15 protein-coding genes are annotated in these 14669 nt (G+C 33.0%); 7 read left to right on the forward strand and 8 right to left on the reverse strand.

From position 1 onward, the window contains the following. Nucleotides 1-92 precede the first annotated feature (92 nt). Nucleotides 93-740: a rhomboid family intramembrane serine protease gene (locus MR053_RS07305; RefSeq protein WP_242131814.1), complete on the reverse strand. Its 648-nt coding sequence runs from the start codon at nucleotides 738-740 to the stop codon at nucleotides 93-95. A 61-nt stretch (nucleotides 741-801) separates the two neighbouring features. On the opposite strand from MR053_RS07305, the gene MR053_RS07310 reads away from it, so the two are divergent. After that, on the forward strand, nucleotides 802-1683 hold the full coding sequence (locus MR053_RS07310; protein WP_242131815.1) for a lysophospholipid acyltransferase family protein: 882 nt from the start codon (nucleotides 802-804) through the stop codon (nucleotides 1681-1683). A 155-nt stretch (nucleotides 1684-1838) separates the two neighbouring features. Here MR053_RS07310 and glmM read toward each other — a convergent pair whose 3' ends face one another. Next, nucleotides 1839-3227, reverse strand: coding sequence for a phosphoglucosamine mutase (glmM, locus tag MR053_RS07315; RefSeq protein WP_242131816.1), 1389 nt, complete (start codon nucleotides 3225-3227; stop codon nucleotides 1839-1841). A 178-nt stretch (nucleotides 3228-3405) separates the two neighbouring features. Between glmM and MR053_RS07320 the strand changes: the two genes are divergently transcribed. The 3 genes from MR053_RS07320 to MR053_RS07330 all read left to right on the forward strand — a co-directional run bounded on the left by MR053_RS07320 (nucleotide 3406) and on the right by MR053_RS07330 (nucleotide 6506). Continuing rightward, the gene (locus MR053_RS07320) at nucleotides 3406-4014 is read left to right on the forward strand and encodes an acyl carrier protein phosphodiesterase (RefSeq protein WP_242131817.1); all 609 of its coding nucleotides are present in this window, start codon (nucleotides 3406-3408) and stop codon (nucleotides 4012-4014) included. Continuing rightward, on the forward strand, nucleotides 4007-5710 hold the full coding sequence (ggt, locus tag MR053_RS07325; protein WP_242131818.1) for a gamma-glutamyltransferase: 1704 nt from the start codon (nucleotides 4007-4009) through the stop codon (nucleotides 5708-5710). Before MR053_RS07320 ends, ggt begins: the two co-directional genes overlap by 8 nt. Before the next feature lie 82 nt (nucleotides 5711-5792). Then, nucleotides 5793-6506, forward strand: a complete 714-nt coding sequence (locus tag MR053_RS07330) for a hypothetical protein (protein WP_242131819.1) — start codon at nucleotides 5793-5795, stop codon at nucleotides 6504-6506. 16 nt (nucleotides 6507-6522) lie between these two features. Here MR053_RS07330 and MR053_RS07335 read toward each other — a convergent pair whose 3' ends face one another. Next, nucleotides 6523-7047: a hypothetical protein gene (locus tag MR053_RS07335; protein ID WP_242131820.1), complete on the reverse strand. Its 525-nt coding sequence runs from the start codon at nucleotides 7045-7047 to the stop codon at nucleotides 6523-6525. A 401-nt stretch (nucleotides 7048-7448) separates the two neighbouring features. Here MR053_RS07335 and MR053_RS07340 point away from each other — a divergent pair, with 401 nt between their 5' ends. Both MR053_RS07340 and uvrA read left to right on the forward strand, forming a co-directional pair. Further along, entirely contained in the window at nucleotides 7449-7802 is a 354-nt protein-coding gene (locus MR053_RS07340) for a hypothetical protein (RefSeq protein WP_242131821.1), read from the forward strand. Between the two features lie 120 nt (nucleotides 7803-7922). Further along, nucleotides 7923-10763, forward strand: coding sequence for an excinuclease ABC subunit UvrA (gene uvrA / locus MR053_RS07345; protein ID WP_242131822.1), 2841 nt, complete (start codon nucleotides 7923-7925; stop codon nucleotides 10761-10763). Nucleotides 10764-10810: 47 nt separating this feature from the next. Here uvrA and MR053_RS07350 read toward each other — a convergent pair whose 3' ends face one another. The 5 genes from MR053_RS07350 to MR053_RS07370 form a co-directional block, all read right to left on the reverse strand. Then, nucleotides 10811-11242, reverse strand: coding sequence for a DUF5606 family protein (locus tag MR053_RS07350; protein ID WP_242131823.1), 432 nt, complete (start codon nucleotides 11240-11242; stop codon nucleotides 10811-10813). 55 nt (nucleotides 11243-11297) lie between these two features. After that, nucleotides 11298-11888, reverse strand: a complete 591-nt coding sequence (def, locus tag MR053_RS07355) for a peptide deformylase (protein WP_242131824.1) — start codon at nucleotides 11886-11888, stop codon at nucleotides 11298-11300. A gap of 178 nt (nucleotides 11889-12066) precedes the next feature. Continuing rightward, a complete protein-coding gene (locus MR053_RS07360) occupies nucleotides 12067-12336 on the reverse strand; it encodes a T9SS type A sorting domain-containing protein (RefSeq protein WP_242131825.1) in 270 nt (89 codons plus the stop codon). Nucleotides 12337-12690: 354 nt separating this feature from the next. After that, nucleotides 12691-13107 (reverse strand): Holliday junction resolvase RuvX, encoded by a 417-nt coding sequence (gene ruvX, locus MR053_RS07365; RefSeq protein WP_242131826.1) that lies wholly within the window; start codon nucleotides 13105-13107, stop codon nucleotides 12691-12693. Nucleotides 13108-13211: 104 nt separating this feature from the next. After that, nucleotides 13212-13466, reverse strand: a complete 255-nt coding sequence (locus tag MR053_RS07370; RefSeq protein WP_242131827.1) for a hypothetical protein — start codon at nucleotides 13464-13466, stop codon at nucleotides 13212-13214. A gap of 308 nt (nucleotides 13467-13774) precedes the next feature. On the opposite strand from MR053_RS07370, the gene MR053_RS07375 reads away from it, so the two are divergent. Next, entirely contained in the window at nucleotides 13775-14590 is an 816-nt protein-coding gene (locus MR053_RS07375; protein ID WP_242131828.1) for a 2,3,4,5-tetrahydropyridine-2,6-dicarboxylate N-succinyltransferase, read from the forward strand. Nucleotides 14591-14669 lie beyond the last annotated feature (79 nt).

Raw genomic sequence — 14669 nt, forward strand, 5'->3', positions numbered from 1 at the left:
AATTATCAATAATTTAACAAAACCATATCTAATCAGTTATTATTATGGGGCAATAGCTATGCCATACTTATTCAAATAAGAGTTACTTTAGTTTATATCCTCCCTGTTTTCCGTAAGATGTACAATAAAATTATTGGAATGGCCAATAATACGACCATAAGTAAATTGGTTTTAAACAGCCATGGTTCTATTATTAAAGTAATGGCATATCCACCAATAGCGCCGCCAAAATGGGCATCATGACCAATATTTCCAATTCTATTTTTCATACCATATATAGAATATAATAAATAGCCTATTCCAAAAACATAAGCAGGTATGGGAATGGGTATAAATAACATATACAAACTCATTCCTGGCTGCAATAGTATAGCTGAATAGATTACTCCCATAACAGCTCCACTAGCACCTACAGCCGAATAATGATACTCATTTTTATGAAAATACAAAGACAATAAACTTCCTAATATCAGACTTCCAAAATAAATGATTATAAATTTGGTAACGCTTAATAATCCAATTACAACATCTGCAAAAAAGTAGAGAGTAAACATATTAAAAAACAAATGTGCATTATCGACATGTAGAAACCCAGAGCTAAATAATCGAATTTGCTCACCTCGTCTTACAGCTCCAACATGAAATTTATATTTTTCAAAAAAATCAAAGTCTCCAAAACCTTTATAGGATATAATAACATTGACGGCAATAATTATTATGGTAATAATGTTTATGTCCATTGCTTATTAAGTTTACAATCAAATTAATCTATCTTTGCGGCTACAAATCTAAAACTAATTCATGCAATTCCTAATTTATATTTTGGTCTATCCTTTTTTGTGGTTTATCTCCGTACTTCCCTTTAGATTATTATATATACTCTCAGATATAGTTTTTATATTACTTTATTATATTATAGGTTATAGAAAAAAAGTGGTTACTGAAAATTTGAAATTGGTATTCCCCTATAAATCCAAACAAGAAATTCACTTCATTAGAACAACATTTTATAGACACCTTTGTGATATGTTTTTAGAGATGGCCAAAACCATGAATATCTCTAAAAAAGAACTAAAAAATCGGTTTCATATTGTGAATACTGATGAATTAAAACGGTTGGAATCACTAAATAAAAGCGTTATATTAATGTTTGGCCATTACGCCAGTTGGGAATGGGCCATAGAAATTCAAAATCATATCGCTTTTGAAGGTTATGGAGTTTATAAAAAATTATCCAATCCTTACTTTGATAGATTGGTTAGAAATATTCGGTCCAAATTTAAAACCACACTTATTAGTACAAAAGAGACCATTTCTACAGTTACCAATAATGAAAGTCAAGGTGTTAAAAGCGTTGTTGCTTTTTTAAGTGATCAATCACCTAGATTAAGCAAAGAAGTGTATTGGGGTAAATTTATGGATGTAAGAGTACCATGCTTTACAGGAGCTGAGCGCTTGGCAAAAAAATTAAATTTAACAATTGCTTACTTAAAGGTTAAAAAAGTTAAACGTGGATATTATAAGGCAGAAATTATAACGCTTACCGAAACACCAAAAAAATTTAAGGATTATGAATTAACTGATTTGTTTTTACGAGAAGTTGAAAAACAAATTTATGAAGCTCCAGAGTACTATTTTTGGACACATAAACGCTGGAAACACAAGGATAAAATACAATATTAGGAATTCAAGAAGAGGTAATGTAAATTCCTGTTGGCAATACTGTCAATATTTAATTGAACAGATAAATACTATATTTCTAATTATCTGTTATTCATAGACTTAAAATAATTTATTTTATTAAATAATTTAGTTTTAAATTAAAAACTTAAAACTTTCTACAAATTAGCTACTTCCTTAATCTCATTAATTATTTTATTGGCTAAAGCATCGGCCTCATATTGTGATTTAGCTTCGGTATAAATTCTAATAATAGGCTCTGTGTTACTCTTTCGTAAGTGCACCCAACTTTCAGCAAAATCTATTTTTACACCATCAATTGTGTTTATTTGCTCGTTTTGGTAACGCGCTTCTATTTCTTTCAAAATGGCATCAACATCCAAATCTGGAGTTAACTCAATTTTCTTTTTGCTCATAAAGTAATTAGGATAAGTCTTCCGCAGTTCACTTACTGACATTTTTTTATCGGCCAACAAACTTAAAAATAAAGCAATTCCAACTAAGGCATCACGACCGTAATGTAACTCTGGATAAATAATTCCTCCGTTCCCTTCACCACCAATAACTACTTTATTTTGCTTCATAAGCTTCACCACATTGACCTCCCCAACAGCGCTCGCCTCATAAGTACCACCATACTTTTCAGTAATGTCTCTAAGTGCTCTTGTAGAGCTCATATTACTAACTGTATTTCCCGATGTTCTACTTAATACATAATCGGCACAGGCTACTAATGTATATTCTTCACCAAACATCTCACCATTTTCATCTACAAAGGCTAAACGATCTACATCTGGATCAACGACAATACCAAAATCTGCATGCTCTTTAACTACTTTTTCTGAAAGATCCATTAAATGCTCCTTTAGCGGTTCTGGATTATGTGGAAAATGACCATTTGGTTCACAATACAACTTTACGACATGAACCCCCATGCGTTCCAGCAATAATGGCACAGCAATACCCCCTGTTGAATTTACACCATCTACTACCACTTTAAAACGTGCTTCTTCAATTGACTTCACATTCACCAGTGGCAAATCTAATACCTCAATAATATGCAAATCAAAGTAAGCATCATTCTTAGTGATTTTTCCAAGGTTATCAACATCTGTAAACTCGATATTGTCTCCTTCAGCTATATCTAATATTCTAGCACCATCTTTTCCGTCTAAAAACTCGCCTTTATCATTTAATAACTTTAAAGCGTTCCACTGTTTCGGATTATGACTAGCCGTAAGTATAATCCCTCCATCGGCATGCTCCATGGGTACTGCTACCTCTACGGTTGGCGTTGTAGACAACCCTACATTTATCACATTAATACCTTGTCCAATTAAGGTGTTCATTACCAGATTTTGAATCATTTTTCCAGAAATTCGTGCATCTCGTCCAACAACAACTTTATAATTTTCCTTATTACGCTGCTGTTTAATCCAAACACCATAAGCTGCAGCAAACTTAACGGCATCAATTGGTGTTAAATTATCACCAACAAGACCCCCTATGGTTCCTCTTATTCCTGAAATTGATTTAATAAGTGTCATAAATATTAGGCATTGAATTAGTGTACAAATATACAATTAGAAAATGGTATTTTATTGTTTCGCTTTATGCTTTTGTTAGCCTGAAATTGCTTTTGTGGTTATAACAAAATAACGTCCAATAATTAATAATTATTTAAAACACGGCACTTTCTTTAAACCATATTTGTAAATTACACCAATGAATTTTTTAGCTCATATTTATTTATCAGGAGAAAATGACCTAATTACCATTGGTAACTTTATTGCTGATGGCATAAAAGGAAAAGACTATAAAAAATATCCTAGTGATGTTCAAACTGGTATTTTATTACATAGGGAAATTGATACCTATACAGATACCCATGACACCGTAAGACAAAGTACCAGACGTTTACATGACAAATACGGGCATTATTCGGGTGTGATTGTAGATATCTTATATGACCATTTTTTAGCAAAAAACTGGATTAAGTATTCCTCAATCCCTCTAGATTTATATGTACAACTATTTTACGATTCACTAGAAACCCATTATGATTTACTACCCGTTAGGATAAAAAAAATGATTCCTTTTATGGTGTCTAACAACTGGTTATTGAGCTATGCCTCTATTGATGGCATAGCTCGAGTGCTAGATGGAATGAACCGTAGAACTAAAAACCGTTCAGGAATGGACCAGGCCATAAATGAGTTAGAAGCATTTTACAGGCAATTTGAAACTGAATTTTCAAATTTTTTTAATGACCTTATCATTTTTTCTAATAAAAAACTCAAAGAACTTATCATAAATAAGGGCTCCTATGAATAGAAGCATTTATATAATACTCCTTTTTTCCATTTTCTTTTCATGCAAGGAAGCTGCTGAACAAATAATACCAAAAGAGCATGGACGAGGCTTGATAACCAAACATGCTATGGTGGTTTCTGCTCGCATAGAAGCTTCAAAAATTGGTAGTGACATACTTAAAAAGGGTGGCAATGCATTCGATGCCATGGTTGCTACTGAATTAGCCCTGGCAGTAGCTTATCCATATGCAGGCAATATTTGTGGTGGGGGCTTTATGGTATATCGAAGAAACAATGGATCTATAGGCGCTATAGACTATCGTGAAAAAGCACCACTAGCTGCAACTAAAAACATGTTTTTGGATTCATTGGGAAATGTTATCCCCAACAAAAGTACTTTAGGAGCTATTTCTGTGGGCGTCCCTGGTACTGTTGCAGGTGTTTTTGCAGTACACGAAAAATTTGGCAGTATTCCTATGGACAGCATTTTAAAACCTGTTATTACCTTGGCATACAAAGGTGTTATAGTTACCGGAAAACAGGAAAAACGAATTAAAAAACACCAACCATCATTCCTTAAGGCTAATAAAGATTCTATTCCTTTTGACAAACCATGGAAAGTGGGTGATACTATTACATATCCTAAATTAGCTAGAACTTTAGAGCGTATCGCCACTTATGGTAAAGCTGGGTTTTATAAAGGGGAAACAGCTAAAATTTTGGTCAACTTTATTAAAGACAATGGTGGCATTATAACCTTGGAGGATTTAGAAAAATACGAAGCTAAGTGGCGAACTCCCATAGTTTTTAACTATGACAATATGAAAATCATTTCAATGCCACCACCTACAAGCGGCGGTGTTTGTTTGTCACAAATCATGCATATGATTGAGCCTTTTGATTTACATGAATACGGACATAATTCACTTAAAACCATTCAAGTGCTAACTGAAGCTCAACGCAGAGCATATGCCGATAGAAATTATTATTTGGGTGATCCCGATTTCGTTGATATTCCAGTTTCAAAATTAATGAATATAGGTTATTTAAAAGGGCGTATGCGTGACTTTTCATTTAAAAAAGCCTCTAAATCCAGAGAAATAAGCCATGGTAATATTGAAATTATTGAAAGTGACGAAACTACCCATTATTCCATAATTGACCAATTTGGTAATGCCATTTCAGCAACAACAACACTTAATGGAGCCTACGGTTCTAAATTATACTGTACTGAACTTGGTTTTTTTCTTAATAATCAAATGGACGATTTTAGTAGTAAACCAGGTGTGCCCAATATGTATGGACTTGTAGGTGCAGAGGCTAATAGCATTGCACCCGAAAAACGCATGTTAAGCTCCATGGCCCCTACAATAATTGAAAAAAATGGAAAGTTATTTATGTCCGTAGGCACTCCGGGAGGACCAACCATAATTACATCGGTATTGCAAACTATTTTAAATGTCCATGAATTCAACATGACAATGCAAGAAGCTGTCAATGCACCACGATTTCATCATCAATGGCTCCCAGATGAAATTAAAATGGAGCAAAACTCTTTTGATAAAACCCTTATATATGAACTACAAAAATTAGGGTATTTAATTAATGAAAAAGATTCGCCCACAATTGGTCAGGTCGATGGAATACTTGTTTTAGAGGATGACTTGTTAGAAGGTGGTGCAGATTATCGAGGGGATGATGCAGCTATCGGTTTTTAATGTTTTTCTTTCTTATACTCATTTACAATTAATACCTTAGTTTGATAAGATTTAGGTTTTTAACCTAAAATTGGGGCATAATATGAGATTAAAAAAAATACTAAAAGTAACTTTTGGGGCATTGGTATTCATAACATTGCCAAGTTTGTTATTATATGCGTTTTTATACTATAAATATAACGAACCCTTGCCAATAGGAACTTCAGGAGAACAGGCAGATGCCTTGGCACATAAAATGTTAAATGCATTGGACTATGATGCCTATAAGAATACTGACTATATAGAATGGACCTTTAAGAAACGTAGACATTATAAGTGGTACAAAAGCAAAGAGACCTGTGATGTTTTATGGAAGGATTTTAAAGTAAACCTTAATTTAAAGGACTCTAATGCGCATAAAGCATACGTTCATGGATTCATAATTGATGGGGAGATGGCGGAAGAACTTATTGAAAAAGCTATAAATTACTTTAACAATGATTCCTTTTGGCTTGTAGCACCATACAAAGTGTTTGACGAAGGTGTAGAACGTCAACTAGTTTCTTATAATAATGAAGATGCGTTGCTTGTAACTTATGAAACAAACGGCATGGCTACCGAGGATTCTTATTTGTGGCTATTTGATAGTGCCAATAAACCAAAAGCATTTAAAATGTGGACATCACTTTTGCCAATTGATGGTATAGAAGCTACATGGAATAATTGGATTACCACAGAAAGTGGTGCTCAATTACCCCAGCTTCACCGGTTTTTGATTTTTGGATTAGAAATTGACAATATTAAAACGTCTCTTTAGACTTTTATCTTTCAGCTTACTTCCCTTTTTGTCCTACAAATTGGTGTGATTTTGATTTAAACAGTACGTTAAATGTAGTTAAACTACCATATATTCTGGTAATGTATTGCTGTAAATCTATCTTACCTTGTTCATCCAAGTTACTGGAATTGATTCGTTGCTCCATAACCCGTAAACGATCGCGAACCATGGTAATTTTATGAAAAAACGTATCTATTGGCACTTCCTTATTTTGTAGTGACCTATCTGCAGGTTGCAAAAGCATAGTGCCTCCTTTCCATTTATCGGCTATAGGCACTACTTCACTAACATCACTCCACTTTTTTAATATTTGGACCAAACTGGTTTCAACCTCAAAAAAACTAACAGTATCAACATCTCCATCAGCAGCTTCTATAATATTAAATTCACTATCTAAATCTATAGTTTCCAATCCGTTGTCAATGAATGTCACCCAATAATGTTGTGATGTTACATTAGTTATTACCCCTTTGCCATATTCTGAATGATCAATTCTTGATCCTATACCTAATAATTTCATATATAATACCTTTTATAATTCCTAATTCCTTAAAAATAATTATTTCAAAATATTTACTAGTAAATTCAACACAATAATACTATAGAAATTCAAGATTCTCATTAAGTTCCAGGTCAAAATTCATAAAGTTTTGTTAAATTTAATAGAGTATAAAACTCAAGCCTAACCCTACAATATGAGGGGTAAAAGCAATAAATTTATTCTTTTAAAAATAAAAATACTACTTAACAAGGCATCATATTCTCATCTTAACAACCCTTACAAATTGTTACCCTTAAAATTTATAGGGGTTCACTCTTTAATCGATAGTATATAATAAATAAGCACAACACAAAGCAAGTTGCCTCAATTAATTTTTACCGTTATTTTTGATGAAAATTCAAATTCTTAAACATATTAATATGAAAAGATTAATTTTATCCATAGTTTTATTTGTAACAGCTTTGACAATTAATGCACAAGACAAACCCAAAGTTGGCGATAAATTAACAATCAATGCACCTATTGGACAATCCTATAACCATATTGCTTTTCCTAAGAAAAATTTTATTGCCAAAAGAGGTAAGGTAGCTAACTACAAAAGTCTCTATGGTAATGCTGTGGTTATTAAGGAATTGATTACCAATAAAAAGGGAGATACTTATGTTATACTGGAGAAGCAAGACGGTAAGAAATTTTTTGGATTCTTAACAAAGGTAAAAGCCAATTACAAAGCCGCTGTAGAATCTGGAGAATTATCCACTATTAAATCGTAACTTATTTGTACTCTTAAGAATTTGTAATAATCATTGGTAAAGAACATATAGAAAAAAAGGTAAACTAACCTTACATAAATTTTAACATCTAAAATCGTAACTTTGCACTTTTGCAAATTTATGAGCCAATTTGAGGACTTTATTGAAGTAAAAGGAGCACGGGTACATAATCTTAAAAACATTGATGTATCTATTCCACGTGAAAAGTTAGTTGTCATTACAGGCTTATCCGGAAGTGGTAAATCATCATTGGCATTCGATACTATCTACGCGGAAGGGCAACGACGTTATATTGAAACCTTTTCGGCGTATGCAAGACAGTTTATAGGAGGTTTGGAGCGTCCTGATGTCGATAAAATTGATGGACTCTCCCCTGTTATTTCCATAGAACAGAAAACAACCAGCAAATCACCTAGATCTACTGTAGGCACTATCACCGAAATCTATGACTTTGTTCGTTTATTATTTGCTAGGGCAAGTGATGCATACAGTTATAATACTGGTGAGAAAATGGTTAGCTATAGCGATCATCAGATCAAACAATTAATACTCGAAAATTTTAACGGTAAACGTATAAACATTTTAGCTCCTGTTATACAGTCCCGTAAAGGACATTATCGCGAATTATTTGAACAAATTGCAAAACAAGGCTTTGTAAAAGTTAGAACAGATGGTGAAATACGAGATCTTGTTAAAGGCATGCGCTTAGACCGGTACAAAACTCATGATATAGAAATTGTTATAGACCGATTAAAAATTGATGATACTGTAGATAATGACAAACGTCTTACCGAAAGTATCAATACGGCCATGTACCATGGTAATGATGTCCTTTTAATTATTGACCAGGATACTAATACTTTACGCTATTTTAGTCGAAAATTGATGTGTCCTACATCAGGCATTTCATATCCGAATCCAGAACCCAACAATTTTTCATTTAATTCACCTAAAGGAGCCTGTAATAATTGTAATGGCATTGGAACATTATACCAAATTAATGAAAAAAAGATTATCCCTAATGAAACACTTTCTATAAAGAATGGAGCCCTAGTACCTCATGGTCCTGAAAAAAATAGTTGGATTTTTAAACAGCTAGAAACGATAGCGCAACGATATAATTTTAAACTGAGTGATTCTTGGAAATCCATTCCGCAAGAAGCAAAAGATATAATTCTGTATGGAGGCAATGAAAAATTTTCGGTTGAAAGTAAAACTTTAGGAGTCACCAGAAATTACAAAATTGAATTTGAGGGTGTAGCTAATTTCATTGAAAACCAATACAAAAGTGCTGAATCTACCTCATTAAAGCGCTGGGCTAAGAACTTTATGGATAAAGTTACATGCCCTGTTTGTGAAGGTTCTAGGCTTAAAAAAGAATCTCTATACTTCAAGATTAACCACAAAAACATTGCTGAACTTGTTAAAATAGATATTGCTGAATTGGCACAGTGGTTTAATGATTTAGAAAATCATTTGTCAAAAAAGCAATTCAAGATTTCAGAAGAAATCTTGAAGGAAATAAAATCAAGACTTCAATTTTTATTGGATGTTGGTTTAGACTATCTATCATTAAATCGTAGTTCTAAGTCTCTTTCAGGTGGCGAAGCTCAACGTATTCGCTTAGCTACGCAAATAGGATCACAATTAGTTGGTGTACTGTATATCTTGGATGAACCAAGTATAGGGCTGCATCAGCGTGATAATGAGAAGCTAATCAATTCCTTGGTATCACTTCGCAATATTGGAAATTCTGTCATTGTAGTAGAACACGACAAGGACATGATTGAACGAGCCGATTATGTTGTAGATATTGGTCCTAAAGCTGGTAGGCATGGTGGTGAAATTATTAGTATAGGCAGTCCAGATGAATTAAAAACACACCACACCCTTACGGCCGATTACTTAAACGGTACCAAAGCGATAGAAATTCCTAAAAAGCGTCGTTCAGGAAATAATAAGTTTTTAGAATTAAAAGGATGTACTGGTAACAACCTTAAAAACATTTCAGTAAAGTTTCCTTTAGGAAAAATGATAGGAGTTACAGGAGTCTCTGGTAGTGGCAAATCTACTTTAGTCAATGAAACGCTCTATCCTATTTTAAATGCCCACTATTTTAACGGTGTAATAAAGCCCATGCCTTACAAAAGCATTAAAGGCTTGGAACATATTGATAAAGTCATTGACATTAACCAATCTCCAATTGGTAGGACACCACGAAGTAATCCTGCTACGTATACAGGTGTTTTTAGTGAAATACGGGCTTTATTTGCTAAAATTCCTGAAGCTATGATAAGAGGTTATAAAGCTGGACGTTTTAGCTTTAATGTTGTTGGAGGGCGTTGTGAAACTTGTAAAGGTGGTGGTCTTCGCGTTATTGAGATGAATTTTTTACCTGATGTTTATGTGGAATGTGAAACCTGTCAAGGCAAACGCTTTAATAGGGAGACACTTGAGATTAGATACAAAGGAAAATCGATAAGTGATGTGTTGAATATGACGATTAATGAAGCGGTAGATTTCTTTGAACATATTCCCAAAATTTACAAAAAACTTAAAACCATTAAAGATGTTGGTTTGGGTTACATTACCCTAGGGCAACAAAGCACAACGCTTTCTGGTGGTGAGGCTCAGCGCATAAAACTGGCTACCGAATTAAGTAAACGCGATACTGGGAACACCTTTTATATTTTAGATGAACCCACTACTGGTCTTCATTTTGAAGATATTAGAGTCCTTATGTTGGTTCTTAACAAATTAGTTAATAAAGGCAATACGGTACTCATTATAGAGCATAATATGGATGTTATTAAGACTGTAGACCATATTATTGACATAGGTTATGAAGGTGGAAAACGAGGCGGTAAAATTATAGCCGAAGGAACTCCAGAAGAGGTTATGACACATCCTAAAAGCCATACGGCGAAATTTCTTAAAAAGGAATTGAAAATCAATCCTTAATTAAGAAAAGAAAAAGGCTTATTTTTCAAAATAAGCCTTGCGATTTATTATTCTTCCTCGTCAACACCATTGACAGTTTCAATTTCAGTAGTTAAATCATCTAGCATATTGTGTTCGTGTAACAGATTATACCACTGAATGACTTTTTTTATGTCACTGGCATAAACCCTATCTTCATCATAATCTGGCAAAACACCAAAAAAGTATTCTTCAAGCTTATCTTTACTGTCTTTAGGGTTAACACTTGTCTTAGCTCCTTTTTCTTTTTGCTTAATATTTTCAAAAACTTGCCTTAGAGGTACTTCTTCTGACAAAGTATAAATGGCTATTTCACTAAGTAAGCTTACATTTTGCTGAATTCTTACTGAAAGTCTTTTTTTATCGATTAATGATTCTGCTACAAAACCACCACGTGTTTGTGTAATTAACTTATATAATCCTGGTTTTCCAGATATTGACAATATCTTTTCTAAGCTCATAAATTATTGTTTTGAAAGGGGACAAATATATTTTTTTATCTATTGATTACAAACACTACCTTTTCTTTTTTTGATTTGGGAATCGCATTTTATAATCCACACGAATATTACCTTTCGAAATGTTGTTAAGCTTACTCTTTAATAGTCTTTTTTTAAGACCAGAAAGTTTATCGGTAAACAAAATACCTTCAATATGATCATATTCATGCTGAATAACTCTAGCAATCAAACCATTAAAAGTTTCAGTATGTGCATTAAAATTCTCATCAAAATATTCAATCGTTATCTTGGGTTGCCTCAATACATCTTCCCTAACATCAGGAATACTCAAACAACCTTCGTTAAATGTCCAAGATTCCCCTTCTTCATCTATTATTTTTGCATTTATAAATATGCGTTTAAAGTCTTTTAAAGCATCTTTATCTTCGTCTGAAAGTTCTTCATCTTCAGCAAACGGCGAAGTGTCTACCAAAAACAGGCGGATTGGCAAGCCTATTTGTGGAGCAGCCAACCCTACCCCATAGGCATTGTACATAGTTTCAAACATATTTGTCAATAACACATCCAAGTTTGGATAATCCTTTGAAATATTGGTTGCTTTTTTCCTTAACACTGGATCTCCATAGGCTACAATAGGTAAAATCATTGTCTTGATTTGCTTTTTTTAGTCGCACAAAAATACATGAATTTTTTCATTTATAAATTCATATAAAATGAATGAAAAATAAAATATACTAAAAAATTGAAATTAAATTTTGTGTAGTCATAAATAAAATTTGAGTTTACAGAGATACATTACCTATGTTGTTTGCTGAAAATAAAAATTATTTCATTATAACTATTTTCCGTGTTACCAAGGCTTCGCCTTTTTCAATCTTTAGCATGTACACTCCATTTACCAAATTGGTTAAATTAATCACTTTTCTATCCTGGTTTTCAATATTAACCTGAAATATTTTTTTACCAGTAATACTATAGAGACTGGCTTTTACTGTAATTAGGCTGCCAAAAGATACAGTTATATCATTTCCATGTCGTAAAGGGTTTGGAAATATATTTAATGTTTTATTTAAAATAAATTCCTCTACAGGCAAAGTTCCCCCATTATAATCGCATGTAGTATCAAATCCACAGGTACCCGTAAAATCTTGTTCAGATATTGCTGGTCCATAGGTAAAATTGTATGCTGTGAAACCTTCAGAACATGAAAACTGATCTAAGTCAAAAGTAGAAGTTCATCTACAATAATTTGCATTGGAATATCTACTCACGAAGAATTAAATGAAGTTTAAGTAAAAATAATTTGAGTACCGCTTAATGAAGTTATTCCTCCATCTGGAAATGGATCAGCACTAACAAAATTTACGACAAAAAAGAAAGTAATATTAGTAATAGTGTTTTTATGTTTTTATGAATTAAATTAAACAAAAAATTTATAACGTATATTATTACAAAATTTTTGAATATAAATAGCTTTGCAGAATTAATGTGGCACTTATTTCATCTAAAAGGGCTTTATTTTTACGCTGTTTTTTTTTAACTCCGCTATCTATCATGGTCTGAAAAGCCATTTTAGAAGTAAAGCGTTCATCAACTCTTTTTATTGGAATATTGGGAAATTGTTCAGTTAATTTAACCAAAAACGGCTTGATTAAGGCTTCGCTTTCAGAAGGGGTATTGTCCATTTGCTTAGGCTCTCCAACCAAAAATAAATCTACCTTCTCCTTATCGAGATAATCCTGCAAAAACAATAACAACTTTTCTGTATCTACTGTAGTTAAACCTGAAGCAATGATTTGAAGTTCATCGGTAACCGCAATTCCCGTTCTTTTTAATCCGTAGTCTAAAGCTAAAATACGTCCCATATCTTTAAAAGTCAAAAATAGTCATAAAAGTAAAAAAGATCATCTAAATAAGATGATCTTTCCTCAAAAGTTTAACCTCTATTAATATTTGAATATGTCTAAGCTTAAGCGATCTTACGTCTGTTAATTTTAGGGAAAACCAATTTAATATTTTCAACTTTGCGTTCCCTGTTTAAAAAGTTTTTAATATCACTGGTTTTAGAAATAGCTTCCTTTAATTTTAAAGTATCTATTTCAACATCCATTTCCAATGTCTTTACAACAATTTCTTGACCATCTTGCTTTGTTTCTACTTCACTTTGTGCATTAGAAAGTGTGAAAGAAAGTACTAAGATTAAAGTTATGTATAAAGTTTTCATCAGATTTGGGTTTTGATTTCTTATTCAAATATAGAACAGTAAAACCCCTCAAATACAAAAAATTAGTTGTAGCATTTGGTATTTTCGATTATTAGAAAATGTGATTATTTCTATCGATAAACTGATAAAAACCACAACTTTACCGACCAAAAGACAACATTAATGCACTTCATCAAAAAAATTAATACGTTCAAAGTAAAAACAATGATTTTATGTTGCCAAATTACCAATAAACTAATAGGATTTTTATCAATAAATTACTCCATAAAATAACTATAGCTAGTATATTTGTGAAAATTTAATGACCAATGACAGAATTACAACAAACCATAGAACAGGCTTGGGAGGATAGATCCTTATTAAACAACGAAAAAACCATTAATGCCATAAGGCAAGTTATCAACTTATTGGATGCCGGCCAATTGCGCGTAGCAGAACCATTAGATAGTGGGTGGCAAGTTAATGAGTGGGTTAAAAAAGCGGTTGTTTTATACTTTCCCATACAAAAAATGGAAACTATTGAAGCTGGACCTCTTGAGTTCCATGATAAAATCCCATTAAAAAAGGGTTATGCTCAGAAAGGTATTAGGGTTGTTCCACATGCTGTTGCCAGACATGGCGCCTATATTTCAAGTGGCACCATTTTAATGCCCAGTTATGTAAATATTGGTGCTTATGTAGATGAAGGTACAATGGTAGACACTTGGGCTACTGTGGGTAGTTGTGCGCAAATTGGCAAAAATGTACACTTATCCGGTGGTGTAGGTATAGGAGGTGTGTTAGAACCTCTACAAGCTGCGCCAGTAATTATAGAAGATAACGCCTTTATTGGCTCACGTTGTATTGTGGTAGAAGGTGTACATGTAGAAACCGAGGCTGTTTTAGGGGCTAATGTGGTTTTAACAGGATCAACCAAAATAATTGATGTAACCGGAGATACCCCAATTGAAATGAAAGGTCGCGTACCAGCACGTTCTGTAGTTATTCCTGGTAGTTATGCCAAAACGTTCCCTTCTGGCAGTTATAATGTGCCTTGTGCCTTAATAATTGGTAAACGCAAGGAAAGTACCAATAAGAAAACCTCTTTAAATGACGCCCTACGTGAGCATGATGTAGCAGTTTAGAATTTAAATTATTAAAAATGAAATGGGAGGCCAATTGGCCTCCCATTTTAGTATGGTTAAATATTATACTCCATTATCA

The sequence above is a fragment of the Aestuariivivens marinum genome (assembly GCF_022662175.1).
GTDB lineage: Bacteria > Bacteroidota > Bacteroidia > Flavobacteriales > Flavobacteriaceae > Aestuariivivens > Aestuariivivens marinum.

Bases quoted from the DNA above. Each gene is read 5' to 3' on its own strand.
- MR053_RS07305 (WP_242131814.1), bottom strand. From the start codon at position 740: ATGGACATAAACATTATTACCATAATAATTATTGCCGTCAATGTTATT.
- MR053_RS07310 (WP_242131815.1), top strand. From the start codon at position 802: ATGCAATTCCTAATTTATATTTTGGTCTATCCTTTTTTGTGGTTTATC.
- glmM (WP_242131816.1), bottom strand. From the start codon at position 3,227: ATGACACTTATTAAATCAATTTCAGGAATAAGAGGAACCATAGGGGGT.
- MR053_RS07320 (WP_242131817.1), top strand. From the start codon at position 3,406: ATGAATTTTTTAGCTCATATTTATTTATCAGGAGAAAATGACCTAATT.
- ggt (WP_242131818.1), top strand. From the start codon at position 4,007: ATGAATAGAAGCATTTATATAATACTCCTTTTTTCCATTTTCTTTTCA.
- MR053_RS07330 (WP_242131819.1), top strand. From the start codon at position 5,793: ATGAGATTAAAAAAAATACTAAAAGTAACTTTTGGGGCATTGGTATTC.
- MR053_RS07335 (WP_242131820.1), bottom strand. From the start codon at position 7,047: ATGAAATTATTAGGTATAGGATCAAGAATTGATCATTCAGAATATGGC.
- MR053_RS07340 (WP_242131821.1), top strand. From the start codon at position 7,449: ATGAAAAGATTAATTTTATCCATAGTTTTATTTGTAACAGCTTTGACA.
- uvrA (WP_242131822.1), top strand. From the start codon at position 7,923: ATGAGCCAATTTGAGGACTTTATTGAAGTAAAAGGAGCACGGGTACAT.
- MR053_RS07350 (WP_242131823.1), bottom strand. From the start codon at position 11,242: ATGAGCTTAGAAAAGATATTGTCAATATCTGGAAAACCAGGATTATAT.
- def (WP_242131824.1), bottom strand. From the start codon at position 11,888: ATGATTTTACCTATTGTAGCCTATGGAGATCCAGTGTTAAGGAAAAAA.
- ruvX (WP_242131826.1), bottom strand. From the start codon at position 13,107: ATGGGACGTATTTTAGCTTTAGACTACGGATTAAAAAGAACGGGAATT.
- MR053_RS07370 (WP_242131827.1), bottom strand. From the start codon at position 13,466: ATGAAAACTTTATACATAACTTTAATCTTAGTACTTTCTTTCACACTT.
- MR053_RS07375 (WP_242131828.1), top strand. From the start codon at position 13,775: ATGACAGAATTACAACAAACCATAGAACAGGCTTGGGAGGATAGATCC.